The 14,514-nt window shown below is 73.6% G+C and carries 13 protein-coding genes; 6 read left to right on the plus strand and 7 right to left on the minus strand.

The window, feature by feature from the left end:
- Positions 1 to 121 precede the first annotated feature (121 nt).
- Entirely contained in the window at positions 122 to 679 is a 558-nt protein-coding gene (locus MTQ01_RS07955) for a GNAT family N-acetyltransferase (protein ID WP_247488056.1), read from the minus strand.
- A gap of 496 nt (positions 680 to 1,175) precedes the next feature.
- Here MTQ01_RS07955 and MTQ01_RS07960 point away from each other — a divergent pair, with 496 nt between their 5' ends.
- From MTQ01_RS07960 to MTQ01_RS07970, 3 genes are read left to right on the plus strand one after another with little or no spacing between them, the layout of a single operon-like run.
- Positions 1,176 to 2,474: a hypothetical protein gene (locus MTQ01_RS07960; protein WP_247488057.1), complete on the plus strand. Its 1,299-nt coding sequence runs from the start codon at positions 1,176 to 1,178 to the stop codon at positions 2,472 to 2,474.
- Positions 2,471 to 3,454 (plus strand): ATP-binding cassette domain-containing protein, encoded by a 984-nt coding sequence (locus tag MTQ01_RS07965; RefSeq protein ID WP_247488058.1) that lies wholly within the window; start codon positions 2,471 to 2,473, stop codon positions 3,452 to 3,454. Before MTQ01_RS07960 ends, MTQ01_RS07965 begins: the two co-directional genes overlap by 4 nt.
- Positions 3,451 to 3,882, plus strand: a complete 432-nt coding sequence (locus MTQ01_RS07970; protein ID WP_247488059.1) for a protein-tyrosine phosphatase family protein — start codon at positions 3,451 to 3,453, stop codon at positions 3,880 to 3,882. The genes MTQ01_RS07965 and MTQ01_RS07970 overlap by 4 nt, the downstream gene beginning before the upstream one ends.
- Before the next feature lie 132 nt (positions 3,883 to 4,014).
- Here the strand turns inward: MTQ01_RS07970 and MTQ01_RS07975 are convergent, their stop codons facing one another.
- The 3 genes from MTQ01_RS07975 to MTQ01_RS07985 form a co-directional block, all read right to left on the minus strand.
- Entirely contained in the window at positions 4,015 to 4,839 is an 825-nt protein-coding gene (locus tag MTQ01_RS07975) for an alpha/beta fold hydrolase (RefSeq protein WP_247488060.1), read from the minus strand.
- A 79-nt stretch (positions 4,840 to 4,918) separates the two neighbouring features.
- Positions 4,919 to 5,137, minus strand: a complete 219-nt coding sequence (locus tag MTQ01_RS07980; protein WP_247488062.1) for a DUF397 domain-containing protein — start codon at positions 5,135 to 5,137, stop codon at positions 4,919 to 4,921.
- Positions 5,134 to 6,024 carry a Scr1 family TA system antitoxin-like transcriptional regulator gene (locus MTQ01_RS07985; protein WP_374207650.1) on the minus strand — a complete coding sequence of 297 codons (891 nt, stop codon included), beginning with the start codon at positions 6,022 to 6,024 and terminating at the stop codon, positions 5,134 to 5,136. The genes MTQ01_RS07980 and MTQ01_RS07985 overlap by 4 nt, the downstream gene beginning before the upstream one ends.
- Before the next feature lie 307 nt (positions 6,025 to 6,331).
- Between MTQ01_RS07985 and MTQ01_RS07990 the strand changes: the two genes are divergently transcribed.
- Positions 6,332 to 6,607, plus strand: a complete 276-nt coding sequence (locus MTQ01_RS07990; RefSeq protein WP_247488065.1) for a hypothetical protein — start codon at positions 6,332 to 6,334, stop codon at positions 6,605 to 6,607.
- A gap of 109 nt (positions 6,608 to 6,716) precedes the next feature.
- Here the strand turns inward: MTQ01_RS07990 and MTQ01_RS07995 are convergent, their stop codons facing one another.
- From MTQ01_RS07995 to MTQ01_RS08005, 3 genes are all read right to left on the minus strand, one after another.
- The gene (locus MTQ01_RS07995; protein ID WP_247489125.1) at positions 6,717 to 7,838 is read right to left on the minus strand and encodes a DUF418 domain-containing protein; all 1,122 of its coding nucleotides are present in this window, start codon (positions 7,836 to 7,838) and stop codon (positions 6,717 to 6,719) included.
- Positions 7,839 to 8,161: 323 nt separating this feature from the next.
- Positions 8,162 to 10,273: a prolyl oligopeptidase family serine peptidase gene (locus tag MTQ01_RS08000; RefSeq protein ID WP_247488067.1), complete on the minus strand. Its 2,112-nt coding sequence runs from the start codon at positions 10,271 to 10,273 to the stop codon at positions 8,162 to 8,164.
- A 442-nt stretch (positions 10,274 to 10,715) separates the two neighbouring features.
- Positions 10,716 to 11,945, minus strand: a complete 1,230-nt coding sequence (locus MTQ01_RS08005) for a DUF1266 domain-containing protein (RefSeq protein WP_247488069.1) — start codon at positions 11,943 to 11,945, stop codon at positions 10,716 to 10,718.
- A gap of 98 nt (positions 11,946 to 12,043) precedes the next feature.
- Here MTQ01_RS08005 and MTQ01_RS08010 point away from each other — a divergent pair, with 98 nt between their 5' ends.
- A complete protein-coding gene (locus tag MTQ01_RS08010) occupies positions 12,044 to 13,279 on the plus strand; it encodes a winged helix DNA-binding domain-containing protein (RefSeq protein ID WP_247488071.1) in 1,236 nt (411 codons plus the stop codon).
- Between the two features lie 191 nt (positions 13,280 to 13,470).
- Positions 13,471 to 14,277 carry a VOC family protein gene (locus tag MTQ01_RS08015; RefSeq protein ID WP_247488073.1) on the plus strand — a complete coding sequence of 269 codons (807 nt, stop codon included), beginning with the start codon at positions 13,471 to 13,473 and terminating at the stop codon, positions 14,275 to 14,277.
- Positions 14,278 to 14,514: the final 237 nt, after the last annotated feature.

The following is a 14,514-nucleotide window of genomic DNA, read 5'->3' on the forward strand; positions in this document are numbered from 1 at the left end:
CGATCAACGTGCGCGAACAAGCCTCCATGAGCATGACACCAGCGGTGCCGATTCCCCAGCTCGCGTGAGCGGTGAACCCACTCCGCCCGTACGGCTGCGTGCGCGTCACCGCGGACGCGCGTCACCGTTCGCGCGCGGCACGCCACTCGTCGGCCAGCACGGACCAGGTCTGGAGGTCCTGGCGCACGCCGCGGTGGACGGCCGCGCTGCGCCGGGTCCCCTCGAAGGTCATGCCCAGTCGGCGGGCGACGGCGATGCTGGGGGCGTTCTCGCTGGGCACGATCCACTCCACGCGCTGGATGCCGCGCTCCTCGACCGCCCAGTCGATGATGACGCGGCAGGCGCGGGTGACCAGCCCCCTGCCCACCGCCGAGGGCTCCAGCCAGCAGCCCGCCTCGGCGAGGCCGTGCTCGGCGTCGAGCATCGGGAAGAGCACCCCGCCCACCACCTCCTCGCCGCGCCAGATGCCGAAGATGCGCCCGGTGTCGGCCGCCGCCTTCTCGGCGAAACGCTGCAACAGGGCGCGCGAGGCGGCCAGATCGGGTACGGAGTCGGCCATCCGCACATGCCGGCCGATGAGTTCGCGGCCCCGGTCGATGTGCGCCAGGAACTGCGCGGCGTGCCAGGGCTCCAGCGGGCGCAGTTCCTCGCCCTGGTCGCCGACGGTGATCGCGTACATCGGGCTCCTCGGGTACGGGCCGCCGACTGCTCCGGCGGCCTGACGCGCCCGGACCGGGCCGACTGGGCGGCGGGGCGCGGGCGTGGTGGCGGCACGCTCTCACCGCGGAAGCAGGCTACCGCGACGGCCCCGGAGCCCACCGGGCGCGCGGGCTCCGGACCGGTACGGCGCCCCGCCCCGTCGGCTCGGGTTCGTCCGGTCCGTTCGGATCAGCCCGGTCCGCCGCGTTCCGCCCGGCTCGGCTTCGTCCCGTCCTGCTGCCCCGCCCTGCCCCGCCCTGCCGGCCCCGACGCCCCGCCCCGTCGCGCCCCGTGCCGCGGTCGCCGCGAGTGTCGCCGCCGGTCCCGTTCCGCCCGGCTTCGAGGGGCCCTCCGCCGGACTCGGCCGGTTCGTTAGGGTGGTTCGGATCCCGGACGCCCGTACGCCGACCGGTCGTCCCGTTCCTCGGCGGCCCGGTCCCGGGTGCGCCGAACCCGGCGGCTGAACTGGTGAGACGGTGAGACTTCGTACCCGGCTGCGAGCCCACAGCGCGTTGTGGGCCGCGCCCCTCGCGGTGGCACTGACGCTCCTCGTGTACCACACGGTGAGCGCGGAACCGGCCGCCGATTCGTACGGGTACGCACCCACGCTGGTGGCGGGGCCGCTCTCCCCGATGTACGCGTTCGCCTACGCGCTGACGGCCGCCCTCGGCGCCTGGGAGGGCAACCGGCTCAGCCGGGTGCCCGTCTGGCGGCTGACGCCCAACCGCTCCCGGCCGCGCATCGCCCTGGACGCACTGTGGCCGGCGGTGCTGCTCGGCTGGCTGATGCTGACGCTGCCGGTGGTGATCGCGCTGGTGCAGCAGGGCGTCGCACCCACCGCGGCGAGCCTGCGCCCGCTGGCGGTCGGACTGCTGGTCTGCGCCGCGTACGCCGTCATCGGCTTCGCGGTCGGCCTGCGACTGCCCGATGTGATCGCGGCGCCGGTGCTGGCCGTGGTCGTCTTCCTGATGGTCGCCACGGCGGTCGCGCTCCAGATCAACTGGTGGCGACACCTGGTCGGGCGCTACCCCTACATCCCGGAGTTCGGCGAGGTCGCCGGCTGGCCCTCGATGGCCGCGCACGCGTTGCCGACCTGCGCGTTCGCGCTCGCCGCGGCGTTGCTGTGGCTCCCGGTGCGCCGTCTGCCGCCGCGCCTCGGACCGGCGGTCCGGCTGGGTCTGGCCGCCGCCGTCGCCGCGGCCGGACTGGGCGGTGCGTACGCGCTGGTCAAGGACTGGGGCGCGGACCCGCCCGTCGCGCACGTCGACATCCCGGTGCGCTGCGCCGGCGAGAACCCCCGCGTCTGCATGCCCGAGCCGACCGCCGACGCGCTGCCGGGCGTACGGGCCGAAGTCGTCGGCACACTCGGCAAGTTGGACAGGGCCGGGGTCGACCACGGCGCGACAGCAGTCCGGGACAGTCTCGGACGCGGCGACGGAACGACGATTTCCGGCTCCCGCTGGGAGCTGCCGCTGACCGACGCGGAGCGCCGCGGGGACCTCGGCTACCAGGTCGTCCGGGCCGCCGTGCGCTTCCCCTGCGCCGAACCGGACCCGATGAGCCGGCGTCTGGCGCTGGGCTGGGCGGCGGACAAGGCCGGCCAGTCGGAGTCCTTCGCCCGGGTCCTGGCCGAGGACCCGTACCTCGACTCCACCCGGCGCGAGGAGATCGCGAGTTCGCTCGGCACCGTGCTGGGCCAGTCCGCCGAGGACCAGAAGCGCTGGTACCGCACCACTCTCACCCAGGCCTGCACGGTGGGCGGAGGGGACCGATGACTCTCGTACTGAGCGGCTGCGGACACGCCCGCGGCGGCCTGTCCGTGCTGCGGGACTTCCACTGGGAGCTGCCGGACGGCCTCACACTGCTGCTCGGTCCCGAAGGGGCGGGCAAGAGCACGCTGTTGGGGATCGCCGCCTCCGAGCTCACCCCCGACTCCGGCACCGTAGCCCTCGACGGCGAACCCGCAGGCAGCGCCTCCTACCGGCGCGCGGTCGGCTGGATGCCGGACGGCGTGATGCCGATGACCGGGCTGACCGCGCGCGAGTTCGTCGCCTATGTCGGCTGGCTCAAGGGCATGCGCCGCGGCAAGGCGTGGCGGGCCGCCGGGCGGGCGCTCGAACGCGTACGGCTCACCGAGCACGCGGGCAGCAGGACCAGCCGCCTGGCGCCCGACGGCCTCGCCCTCCTCGGCCTGGCCACCGGTCTGGTCCACGACGCCCGTGTGCTCCTGCTGGACGAACCGACCGCCGGACTCCACCTCCACCACCGGGAGGTCTTCCAGGACGTGCTCCGCGAACTGGTCGACGAGGGCGAGCTGCGGGCGCTCCTGGCCACCGCCGACCCGGCCGCCCTGCCGGCTCTGGCGACCGACGGCGCCGCGGACACCGTGAACACCGTCGCCGTCCTGGACACCGACCAGGACGAGAGCGCGCCGCTGTACAGCGGTACCGCCGAGGACTTCCTCTCCCGGGCCCCCAAGGGGACCGCCCGGGGCCGGGCACCCGCCGCAGCCCTGGCCGCCGTACTGGGCACGGCGCCCGGCTCCGGACGGGACGGCGCACGCGACGGCGCACGCGACGGCGTACGCGACCCCGCGGCGGACGGCGGGCACGGCTCCGGACGTGACGCCGGGCGTGACGCCGGGCGCGACGCCGGACGTGATGCCGGGCGCGGGGTCGGGCCGGACGGGCACGGTTCCGGCAGGGACGGCGCGGAGGAATCCGGGCCGGACGGGGCGGAGGGAACCGACCGATGAACGAAGCGAGTTGGGCGGCGGACGCCGCCGGGGTGATGCAACTGCCCTCGGGGCGGCTGGTGCGCGGTCGGGGGCTGCGCGACCCACTGCCGCCCGGCCCCCTGCCGGAGTTCGGGATCTACCTCCAGGGGCGACGCCCACCGGAGTTCGACTGGCCGGGGGAGTGGGTCCCGTGGCGCGACTTTCGACTGCCCACGGACAAGCAGCGGTTCGCCGTCGTGCTCGCCGATCTGCTGGAGCGGTCCGCGCACCAGCGGGTGGAGATCGCCTGCGGCGGCGGCTTCGGCCGCACCGGCACGGCGCTGGCCTGCCTCGCCGTCCTCGACGGGGTGCCGGGCGACCGGGCGGTGGCGTACGTACGGCGTGAATACCGCCCGCGCGCCGTCGAGACCCCGTGGCAGCGCCGCTTCGTCACCCGCTTCGGCTGACACCGGCGCCGGCCGCCGGCCCGTCGACGTCTGCCTCCCGTCGACCGTCTGCCTCCCGTCGACCGTCTGCCTCCCGTCGGCAGCGGGCCTCCCGTCGACCGTCGACCGACTCTCCGTGCTTCGGCGCGGCGGTCAACTCCCGCTCGGCGCAACCGAGTCGAGGAAGGACAGCAGGGCGGCGTTGAAGGCGTCCGGCTGCTCCAGACCGGGCAGATGGCCCGCGCGTTCGATCACCGTCAGCGAGGCGCGGCGCAGCAGCTCGTGCAGGGCGCGGGCGTCCGCGACCGGGGTGTACCCGTCGTCGGCACCGACCACGACCAGGACCGGCACCTCCAGCGCGGCCAACCCCTCGCGGTAGTCGGGGCGTTCGGCCCGGCCGCGCAGAGCCGCTGCCGCCGCGCGGGGGTCCGTGCCGCGCATCATCCGCAGTACGTGGTCCGCCACCTCCGGCTGGTCCGTGACGTTGTACGGCGCGATCATGCGGTCGATCACCTCCTGCGCGAAACCGTCCATCCCCTCGGCCAGCAGCCGGTCGGCCAGACGGTTGCGGAAGGCCTTGCCCTCCTGGGACTCGGCGACCGGCGAAGTGTCGGAGAGCACCAACGCCCGTACGCGGCCCGGGTGTCGGACGGCGAGGTCCATGGCGATCTGGCCGCCCATGGAGACGCCGCCCACCACCGCGTCCGACACCCCGAGCCGGTCCAGCAGCGCCACCAGATCGTCGGCGAAGTCCGAGAGGTGGGTGCGTTCCGCGCCGGCGGGCAGCGCGCTGCGCCCGTAGCCGCGCAGATCCGGCACGATCACCCGGTGTCCGGCGCCGGCGAGCGCACGGGCCTGGGGCTCCCAGAGCGTGTGGTCGAAGGGGTGTCCGTGCACGAGGAGCACCGGTGGGCCCTCGTGCGGCCCGTACTGCTCGTGGTGGAGAGTCGCACCGTTCACGCCGCATTCCGCTGCCATGCCCGCCAGCCTATGCGCCGCCCCGCGCCCGTGAACGTCGTTGTCGGCGGCGGGAGTCGGCCCTGTCCCGGCAGGGGCGTCAGCGACCGAGCGACTCGCTGCGCACGGCTGCGACGAACGCGGCGAAGGCGCCGGCGCTGAAGACGACAGCAGGCCCCGAGGGGCACTTGCTGTCCCGTACGGGGACCGAGCCGTACGGAAGCAGGCCGCGGCTGTACTCAACGCACTGACCGCCGCCGCCCCCGCTGTAACTGGACTTGACCCACGTCAGCCGCGACATGTCAGGGCGTGTGCTCATCGGGTGAAGTCTCCCATCACGGAACGGAGCATCGTCACCGAATCCTGCGGCGAGAGAGCGTCGGCGCGCAAGCGCTCGAACTGCTCCGTCGCCGCCCGGACTCTGCTCGGTGCGTCGATCAGACGGCCCATGTTCTGCGCTTCCGTGTAGAGAGCAGGCGCGTCCTCGTCGAACCGCAGCAGGGTGAACGATTCCGAAGCAGGCGGCGCACCGGTTCGGAACGGCAGCACCTGCAACGTGACGTGAGGACCGCCGGCACGCATCAGGAGGTGCTCGATCTGGTCGCGCATCACTTCAGGGCTGCCGACCATCCGCCGCAAACAGGATTCGTCAAGCACGACCCAGAGCAGGGGCGGGTCACTCTGCTCGATCACAGCTCTGCGTTCGAGTCGGCTTTTCACGCGCGTCCTTGTTTGTTCCGACGTGTCTCTCGGGTTCGAGGCCCGGAACAGAGCCTGCGCGTAGTCGGGAGTCTGGAGCATGCCCAATACGAGGAACGAACTGAAGTCGAGGATCTCCCTGGCCCGTTCTTCCAGCTTGAGATAGGGGACGAACCACTCCGGGTGTCCGTGCTGACTCACGCGGCGCCGCAGTCGGGCGAAGTAGCCAGGGGTGTTGAAGAAGACGTCGCAATTCTGTGCGAACAAATCGGAAGGGAGCTGCTGACCGTTCTCGACCTTGCTCACATACGGCGCCTTGTATGTCGTGGCCTCGGCCAATGCTGCCTGAGTCGCTCCGTGGTGCTCTCTTGCGAGACGCACTTCCCTGCCGAAGTACTGGAGACCGTCGGACGGTTCAGGGGCGGTTCGGGCCACCGGCAAACCCTCAGCTTTCCAGATGGGTTGGAAACACCATCGCTGTAGCGAGAGTACGTCGACTCGAAGCATGGTGGGAACACACGGTGACTCAGGTGCGACAGAGAGGCACCTCGATGCCCGCTCCCGGTAGGGAAACACCTTGCCGGGATTACCCCCAACCGGGAGCGGGTCCACCCGATCCTTGGAGGGAGCAGGCAATGCCAGTACAGCAGACGCGCCCCGCGCGGGCACAGACCACAGAGGGGTGGCAGCGGTGTTCAAACTTGTGAACGGCCGCCCGGTGGAAGGTCGTTGTGATCCCGTACCCCTCGGCAGCGTCGCCTTCCCGCCGTGCCGGTGCGGGAGGGCCGTCTGCCCGGACGCGGACGGCGGTGCGGTGGCTGGGCGGCAGTCCGCCACCGCACAGGGAGAGCGGGACCGTCGCACGGCGCCCGTGGCGCTGAGTCGACTCCGACACCGCATCGAGCATGTCGAAGAGGGCGGGGTCACCGCGGAGTTGACGTGCCGCACGGTGGGCTGCGGAGCGGCATCCGGCCCGCTCGGCGACCCCGGAGCCGCGCAACTGTGGGCGCTGCGGCACGCGGCACGCGCCGGACACCGGCTCTTCGCCCGCCGGTACGAGGATCACGTGTACGTGGCCCGCATCGAGTAGCCCCCCGGGGAGTGCCCGACCCGGCCCGCCGCCGGACGTACCTGTTCGTCCGCGGCGGGTCGTGCCCCACCGGGCCGTCGGCGGCGCACACCGCTGCGATCCGTGCGAATCAGCGGCGGAGGGCGTGGCGTTGGAGTGCTTCCAGCGGTCCGTGGTCGTGGCGGCGGAGCCAGAGCACGGCGAAGGCGACCAGTACCAGGCAGACGGCGGCCCACAGGCCCATCACCCACCAGGGGCCGCTGTCGGCGAACCGGGCGGCCAGACCCGCGCCGAAGCCGTACGCGAGCAGGGCGCAGAGCACGTTCTGCAGCACGTAGCAGCTCAGCGCGGTACGGCCGACCGCCGTCAGTCCGGCGGTCAACGGGCCGGGCCTGCGGGTGCGTTCGACGAGGATGCCGATCAGGCCGAGGTAGCCGACGGCCACCAGCGGCGCGGTGACGTAGCGGTTGACGAGGACGAGGTCGGTGCCGCACGCCGCGGCGAGGGCCGACAGCGGGACGCCGAGTCCCAGTCCCCAGGCGGTCATTCGGGTGCGCAGCCGTCGGCCGGTCCCGTCGGACCCGAACGCGCCCGCGCGGTGCAGACGCACTCCGAGCAGGAAGAGGAAGAGCAGCAGACCGAAGGAGAGCAGGGGCTCGGCGCGCAGGGCGAGGGCGTTCTCCAGCCGGAAGAGGACCTGGTCGAGGTAGCTGCCGTGGGCGTAGAGGTCGACGACCTCGGAGGAGGTCGAGCTGTCGGAGCCCGCGGAGTCCTCGCTCGTCACCAGCGCGGCGGTGAGGAGCGTCATCAGCAGCAGGTGGAGACCGGCCGCCCAGCGCTGCAGGCGGCGACGGCTGCGTTCGCCGCGGGTCAGCAACCAGGCGACCAGCAGGGAGACCACCGCGTACCCCATCAGCACGTCCCAGGCGAAGACGAGGACGAAGTGCACCGTGCCCTCGGCGAAGAGGAAGAGCGCCCGCAGCCGGTAGCGCCCGGGCCACGGCCTGCCGTGCCGGACGGCCGAGTCGTACTGGATGGCGAGCCCGACCCCGAAGAGGACGGTCAGCATCGCCAACCCCTTGCCGTTGGCCAGGAGTTGGAAGACGGTCGAGACGGTCTCGGCGAGGCTGCCCCAGCGCTGCTCGCCCACCTCGCCCGTCAGCACTCCCCACTCGCCGCCCGGGGTGGTGAAGATCCAGACATTGGTCATCAGGGTGCCGAGGATGGCGACGCCGCGCAGTACGTCCAGCATCGCGATCCGCCGCCCGGAGCCGGGCGCTGCCGAGCCGGGCGTCCCGGAGCCGGGCGCTGCCGAGCCGGGGGCTTTCGGGTCGGGACGGTCCACGGCCGACGCGTCGTCGGCGTCGTCGGCGTCGGCGCCGTTCGACGCGTCGACGGCGGTGGGGCCCGTGGCTCGCCGGTCTGCGTCGGCGGGGGAGTCGGTCATGCGTCCATCCTCCGGCGGCCCTCGGCGATGTACGTCCTGAGCTGCGACGACTTCGACGTACGACGAAAGATGCAGCGCGGCGTTGGAGGTCGGCACCGCAGGAGGACGGCGCCGACCCTCCGGTGCCGTCAGTGCTTCTCCGGGCCGGTGGGGTGCAAGTGGCCGGTGAGGAAGGAGAGTTGGAGGCGCAGCAGGTCCGCGGCCAGCTCCGGGGTGCCCGGATGGTGCGCGGTGTCGGGCAGCAGATGCACGGTGTGCGGGCGGCCCGCGGCCTGGAGCGCGGCGGAGAGCCGCAGGGTGTGCACCGGCAGGACGTTGTCGTCGGCCAGCCCGTGGATCAGCATCAGCGGTCGGACGAGCCGGTGGGCGTGCGGGATCAGATCGCTGCGGGCGTATCCCTCGGGGTGCAGCGCGGGGTGGCCGAGATGGCGCTCGTTCCAGTACGTGTCGTACAGCCGGTGGTCGGTGGGCGGCGCGCCCGCGACGGCGACGTGGAAGGTCTCGGGGTGGTGCAGCACCGCCCCCGCAGCGAGATAGCCGCCGAAGGACCAGCCGTAGATCCCCACCCGGCCCAGGTCGAGCGTGTCCGGGAGCAGTTCGGCGGCGGCGTGCAGCGCGTCGATCTGGTCCTCCAGCACGGGCGTCAGCCGGTCGCCGTGGATGGCGCGCAGCCACCGCAGTCCGCGCCCGGGAGTGCCGCGGCCGTCGACACTGAGAACGGCGAAACCGTGCTCCGCGTACCACTGGCACACCGCGGGTCCGCGGTCGCCGGTCGCGTGCGTGACGATCTGCATGCCCGGCCCGCCGTACGGGGCGAGCAGCACCGGCAGCGGTCCGGTGCCGGGCCTGTATTGGGCGGGGAGGTGCAGCCGCGCACGCAGAGCGCGGCGGCCGAGGGTGAGCATCCGGGGGCTCGCGGCCATCGGGATGTCGGCGGCCACCGACCGCAGTGCCGACGCGGGACGGTGTCGGCGGTGGACGGCGACGACGGGGCCGCGGTCGGTGAGGCTGTCCAGGACGTGGGTCCGGCCGCCGACCGTTCCGAAGTGGACACCCGGCTCCCGGCTGAGCCGGACCGGCGCCGCGTGCGGACCCGCGGCGGTGTCCAGGGACCAGACGTGGGTCGAGGTCGGCTCGGCCGGGTCGGTGGCGCTGAACAGCACCCGTTCCCCGATGGTGCCGAGGAACTCGCGCACATGGAGGTCCGACGGTCCCTGCGATTCGCCGACCCGCAGGGTCGTCACATCGCCGCGGACCGCCTGGAACACCGGTGTGCCGGAGGCGGTGCGGCCCGGCAGGCCCGGCACCGGCTCGACCCAGTACGGATCGCTCACCCGGTCCAGCACCGTGCAGGCGCCGCTCTCCGGGTCGACGCGCAGCAGCCACAGGGTCTGCTGATCCCGCGACTGCACCACGACCAGCGGTGCCTCGCCCGACCAGTCCACGTTCACCAGGTACTCCAGGGCGCGGCCCCAGGAACCCTCGGGCGCCTCCCCGGCCGGCACCTCGGCGGGCAGGGCCACCGGCACCCGGCCGCCGTCCAGATCCCAAAGGTCCAGTGTGGTCAGGGAGTTGGCCGTACCGGTGGCCGGATAGGGCAGCACGCGCGGCGGCCGTCCGGGGTGGGTCGGGTCGTGCAGGTGGTGGCGGGCGACCGGGGTGAGGTCCACCCGGGCGACCAGCAGCGCGCGGCCGTCGGGCGCCCACCAGTACGCGCGCTGCCGGCCGATGGACTCGTGCGCGGTGTGGTCGGTGTGGCCGTACGTGACCTGTGGGTCCGGGCAGTCGGCGAGCGCTCGGTCGCCGGTCCCGTCGCAGGCGGTCAGGCGGAGCCCGCCGGCGGACAGGTACGCCACCAGGTCGCCGTCGGGGGACGGCACCGGGTCGTGCACCGCCACACCCACAGGTGTGGGCAGTCTGCGCGGCGGCTCACCGTCGCCGAGCCGGAACGTCCACAGGGTGTCGCCCGCGCTGAACGCGACCCGTTCCACCGCGCGGTCGGTCGCGTAGCTGCCCACCTCCGGTGCGGTGAGCGCCCGTTCGCCGCCGTCGGGGTGCTGGCACCACAGGGCGGTGCGCGGATCGGTGGGGCCGGCGGAGCGCAGATAGAGCACCCGGTCGCCGTCGGGCGAGACGGTGACCGAGCGCGGCGCGCCCAGCGAGAAGCGCCGGGTGCGGCCGAACAGATCGGGAAACACGGTGAGTTCCGAGGACGCGGAGGGTTCGGACGGTTCGGGCACGGGCCGGCTCCTGACGGGTGGCGATGGGTGCGTGGGCAACGGGTACGGGGGCGATCGTGCGCAATGCGGGTCGAGCGGGAGGGAGCAGGGGCGGACGGACGAGAGGGCGGACGGGACGAGAGGTGCGGGGCACGGGCGCGGGGTGCGGGGTCCTCGTGCCGCCGGGGTGCTTTCGCCACCGGCGGGCGTGAACGGCGGCGGCTGCTCCGAACACGACAAAAGGCTCCAGAACATGTCGTCTGGAGCCCGGAACCCGCGTACGCCGGCGGGAGGTGGAGCGATACCGCTGCGGCATTCTCTCACGCGCGACCGCCCGCCGCCGAGGCTTCGACGGAGCTCGCGCCGGAGCGGGTGCCGGTACGGAGGCGGTGCCGGTACGTAGGCGGGTGCCGGCTCGGAGGCGGTGCCAGCCACGGGCGAGGCGGGGGCGCTCAGGAGGGGCTCAGCGGAAGGGGATGGTCCGCCAGGGGCTCTCCGGGTCCTGCACGAGCAACCGGTGAGGTATCAGGGCGGACTCGTACCAGTGGCCGAACCGCCCGTCGTCGAACCGCAGTACGCGCCCCAGCGTGTAGCCGGCCGAGAAGTCCTCCCAGGATTCGTACGCCGCCTGCACCAGTGAGCCGACCGTCGACGCGGTGCCGACCAGGTCCTCCGGCTCGAAGTAGCGCGCGGAGACGACCCAGCGGGCGAAGTTGACCGCACGGCCGTAGTCGTAGCCCGCGAGGGTGCGTACGAAGCCTCCCGGCGGCAGCAGCCCGTCCGCGCGGAACCGCTGCTCGTACACCGGCACCCGCTCGACGGTGTCCTCGATCAACTTCCGCAGCCCCGGCGGGAGTTCGTTGCGATCCGCGACCTCCTGGGCGAACTCCCGCCAGCGCTCGGGGTCGACGTCGCCGCCGCCCTCGCGCTCGCTCAGAGCGTTGCGGCACTTCAGGGCGATCTCAGGCGCCGCCGGGCTGTTGCGGTGGGCGAGGAGCGCGCGCAGCTGCTCCCTGCCCCCGGAGGTGCTGGTGACGCCCCAGTCCCGCTCCAGGGTCTCGCGGTCGTTGAGGTAGCCCGTGTCGATGTCGCCGAAGCGGTTCCAGATGACCCGGCGGTGCACGGCCAGATGGGCGCCGCAGGCCAGCCCGTGCGCCAACTCCCCGCGCAGCGGCCCGCTGCGGTCGGTGAGCAGCAGATCGTCGCCGTGCGAGGGCGGGGGCACCTCGTCGGCGATCTGCTCCCACAGCGCGCGGTCCCACGGCATGCGCTCGAAGCGGGAGCGGTCCCGGAAGGGGAAGCGCATCCCGCTCACCGAACCGGGGTTGACCTCGATCACCAGGTCCTCCTGATGGCTGTCCCGCTCCACCAACTGGCCGAAGCGCACCCGGTGCTGGACCTCGTCCGGGTCCCGGGGCCGCCCCGGCAGATCGCCCTGGGTCCGGACGTAGAGGGTCCGGCGCCCGCGGTGGGGTGCGGGATCGCGCGGGGTCGCGTAGCCGACCCGGCCGGGGTGCGTTCGGAAGTGGTCCTTCGAGGCGAGGTGGTATAGGTGCGTCCCGGCGAGGATGCGTATGTAGCCCTCGACGTCCCCGCGGACCTTGGCCTCGTGCAGTCGGCGCTCGATGACGGTCTGCGCGGCCCGGTCAGGACCGTTGCGCACCCGTGTGCCACTGGTGTCGACGTACCCCATGGGCATCGAGCCTAGCGGCCCCGCCCAACCGTCGACCCGCGGATTCCGAAGGGCCCGAACGGGCTCGAACCGCCAGGTGGCGGCCTAGAGTTCCGCGGATGGGAGAGACACCGCAGGGCCCCGAGTCGACGTGGCGGGCCGTGAACGCCCGCCGGCTGCGCAGGCACCGGCTGCTGGAGGCCGAGGCGGGCGCCGGTTCCTCCGACGTCGCGGCGGTCGCCGGAGCGATCTGCGGTGCGCACGTGCAGGTGCTGAGCGCGGCCGAACTCTCCCTGGCGCTGCGGTTGGGCGGAGCCGGGGGAGGCCCGGCCCCCGACGCCTCGACCTCCGACGCTTCGACCGGCGGCACCGCCGACCGAAGGGATGTGCGCCGCGCACTGTGGGAAGACCGCGAACTGGTGAAGACCTACGGCGCGCGGGGCACCGTCCATCTGCTGCCCACCGCCGAACTGCCGCTGTGGTGCGGAGCGTTGGCCGCGCTCGGCGAGGAGGTCGGGACCGGTGCGGGGCCGAGGCTGCTGACCGGCGGACAGATCGACGCCCTCGCCGCCGCGCTGGAGGTGATCCTCGCCGACGACGAGCTCACCACCGACGAACTCACCGAGGCCCTGGTCGAGGCCGTCGGTCCCTGGGCGGGCGATCCGGTGATGGAGGCGTTCCAGGGCCACTGGCCGCGCTGGCGCTGGGCCACCGCGCTGCTCGCCCACCGCGGAGCGCTCTGCTTCGCGCCGGACAAGGGGCGCCGGGTCGCCTACACCAGCCCGCAGCGGTGGTCGCCGGGTTTCGAACCGCTCGAAGGCGCCGCGGCCGTACGGGAGTTGGCCCGCCACTACCTCTGGTCGTACGGCCCCGCGACGCCGGCGGAGTTCGCCCGGTGGCTGGCCGCCCCGAAACCCTGGGCCGAGGCGGTGTTCGACGCGCTGGGCGAGGAGATCGAGCCCGTACGGCTGAACGGCGTGCCCTGCCGGCAGCTCGCCGGCGACGAGCTGGCGGACGAACACCCCGTCGGCGTAAGGCTGCTGCCCTACTTCGACGCGTTCGCGGTGGGCAGCCACCCCCGTGACCTGCTCTTCCCCGGTGCCGCGGCCACCCGTGCGCTGTCCCGGGGCCGGGCGGGCAACTACCCGGTGCTGCTGGTGGAGGGCGAGGTCGCCGGAGTCTGGCACCACCGCCGCTCGGGCCGGCGCCTGCAACTGGCCGTCGAGCCGCTGCGCCGCCTGCCCGGCACCGTACGGAGCGCGGTGGAGGAGCAGGCGGAACGGGTCGCGGTCGCGCTGGAGGCGACGGCGCTGGACTTCCGCATCGGAGAGATCACCGTCGGCCCGCACGCCTAGGTTCTGTCCCGGTTCCTCCGGGTTGCGAGCGCGCCCGGCCGGCCCGGGCCCGCCCGAGCGCAGGAACCCCGCGGCGCTTCTCCGACGGGCGGCGGGCGGCGGGTTTCCAGGGCCGGTACGGGCACGACGCGCGGCTGCCGGTGGGCGGTGCCAAGCTGAGGCGGGCCCGGGGGTCGTCGAAAGGGAATCCCATGATCACCACAGACTTCGTGCCCGGCGCTCCCTGCTGGATCGACCTGGGCGTTCCGGACGGGAGAGCGGCCGCGGACTTCTACCGGTCGGTCTTCGGCTGGGAGCTGGAGCCCCTCACCGCGGACGACGAGCAGGGGTACGGGCTGCTCCGCCACGAGGGGCGTGCGGTGGGCGCCCTCGGTCCGCTCGGCGAGGAGGGCGCCAGATCATCCTGGATGATCTACTTCATGGCCGCGGACGTCCGGGCCTGCGCGGACGCCGTGCGGGAGCTGGGCGGCACGGTGCGGGTGCCGCCGTTCGACGCCGGGGGAGCGGGCACGATGGCGCAGGCGACGGACCCGCAGGGCGCCGAGTTCGCGGTCTTCCAGCCCGGCGGACGGAAGGGCTTCGAGACGGCCGATGTGCCGGGGGCGCTCTGCTGGGTGGAGCTGATGACCACCGACCGCGCACGGGCGGACGACTTCTACCGCGGTCTCTTCGGCTGGACGGGCCAGGACGTGCCGATGCCGGGGGAGGCGGGCGGCGCCTACGAGCTGGTCACCGCCGAGGGGCAGCCCGAGGAGCGGATGCACGGCGGAGTCGTCGAAGTGCCGCCGGAGGCGTTGGAGCTGCGGAACGGCAAGCCGTACTGGCACCCGGTCTTCGCGACCGAGGACTGCGACGCCGCCGTCGAGCGCGTCACCTCGGCCGGCGGAACCCTGCAGATGGGCCCGGAAGAGGCGGAGGGCGTGGGACGCCTGGCGGTGGTCGCCGACCCGTTCGGCGCGGAGTTCGTGGTGCTCGACCCCTCACCCGCCGACGGCTGAGGCGCACCCTTCGCGGCGCCACCGGCGCTTCGTCCTGCGGGAGCCGCGCGCTGCCGGCCGCGCGTGAGGCGGAACCGCGGCACGGCGACGACGTGCGACGACGTGCGACGACGTGCGACGACGTGCGGGGCGGGCAGGTGCGGCCCGGCGGGCGCCGGAGGCCATCGCGCACGGACGGCGCCGCGTGCCAGACTGGCCGCCCGCCGGCAGGAGCCGCCCGGCCCTGCACACGCCACC

It is taken from the genome of Streptomyces sp. XM4193, assembly GCF_023072595.1.
GTDB lineage: Bacteria > Actinomycetota > Actinomycetes > Streptomycetales > Streptomycetaceae > Streptomyces.

Bases quoted from the DNA above. Each gene is read 5' to 3' on its own strand.
- MTQ01_RS07955 (WP_247488056.1), bottom strand. From the start codon at position 679: ATGTACGCGATCACCGTCGGCGACCAGGGCGAGGAACTGCGCCCGCTG.
- MTQ01_RS07965 (WP_247488058.1), top strand. From the start codon at position 2,471: ATGACTCTCGTACTGAGCGGCTGCGGACACGCCCGCGGCGGCCTGTCC.
- MTQ01_RS07970 (WP_247488059.1), top strand. From the start codon at position 3,451: ATGAACGAAGCGAGTTGGGCGGCGGACGCCGCCGGGGTGATGCAACTG.
- MTQ01_RS07975 (WP_247488060.1), bottom strand. From the start codon at position 4,839: ATGGCAGCGGAATGCGGCGTGAACGGTGCGACTCTCCACCACGAGCAG.
- MTQ01_RS07980 (WP_247488062.1), bottom strand. From the start codon at position 5,137: ATGAGCACACGCCCTGACATGTCGCGGCTGACGTGGGTCAAGTCCAGT.
- MTQ01_RS07985 (WP_374207650.1), bottom strand. From the start codon at position 6,024: ATGCTTCGAGTCGACGTACTCTCGCTACAGCGATGGTGTTTCCAACCC.
- MTQ01_RS07995 (WP_247489125.1), bottom strand. From the start codon at position 7,838: ATGCTGGACGTACTGCGCGGCGTCGCCATCCTCGGCACCCTGATGACC.
- MTQ01_RS08005 (WP_247488069.1), bottom strand. From the start codon at position 11,945: ATGGGGTACGTCGACACCAGTGGCACACGGGTGCGCAACGGTCCTGAC.
- MTQ01_RS08010 (WP_247488071.1), top strand. From the start codon at position 12,044: ATGGGAGAGACACCGCAGGGCCCCGAGTCGACGTGGCGGGCCGTGAAC.
- MTQ01_RS08015 (WP_247488073.1), top strand. From the start codon at position 13,471: ATGATCACCACAGACTTCGTGCCCGGCGCTCCCTGCTGGATCGACCTG.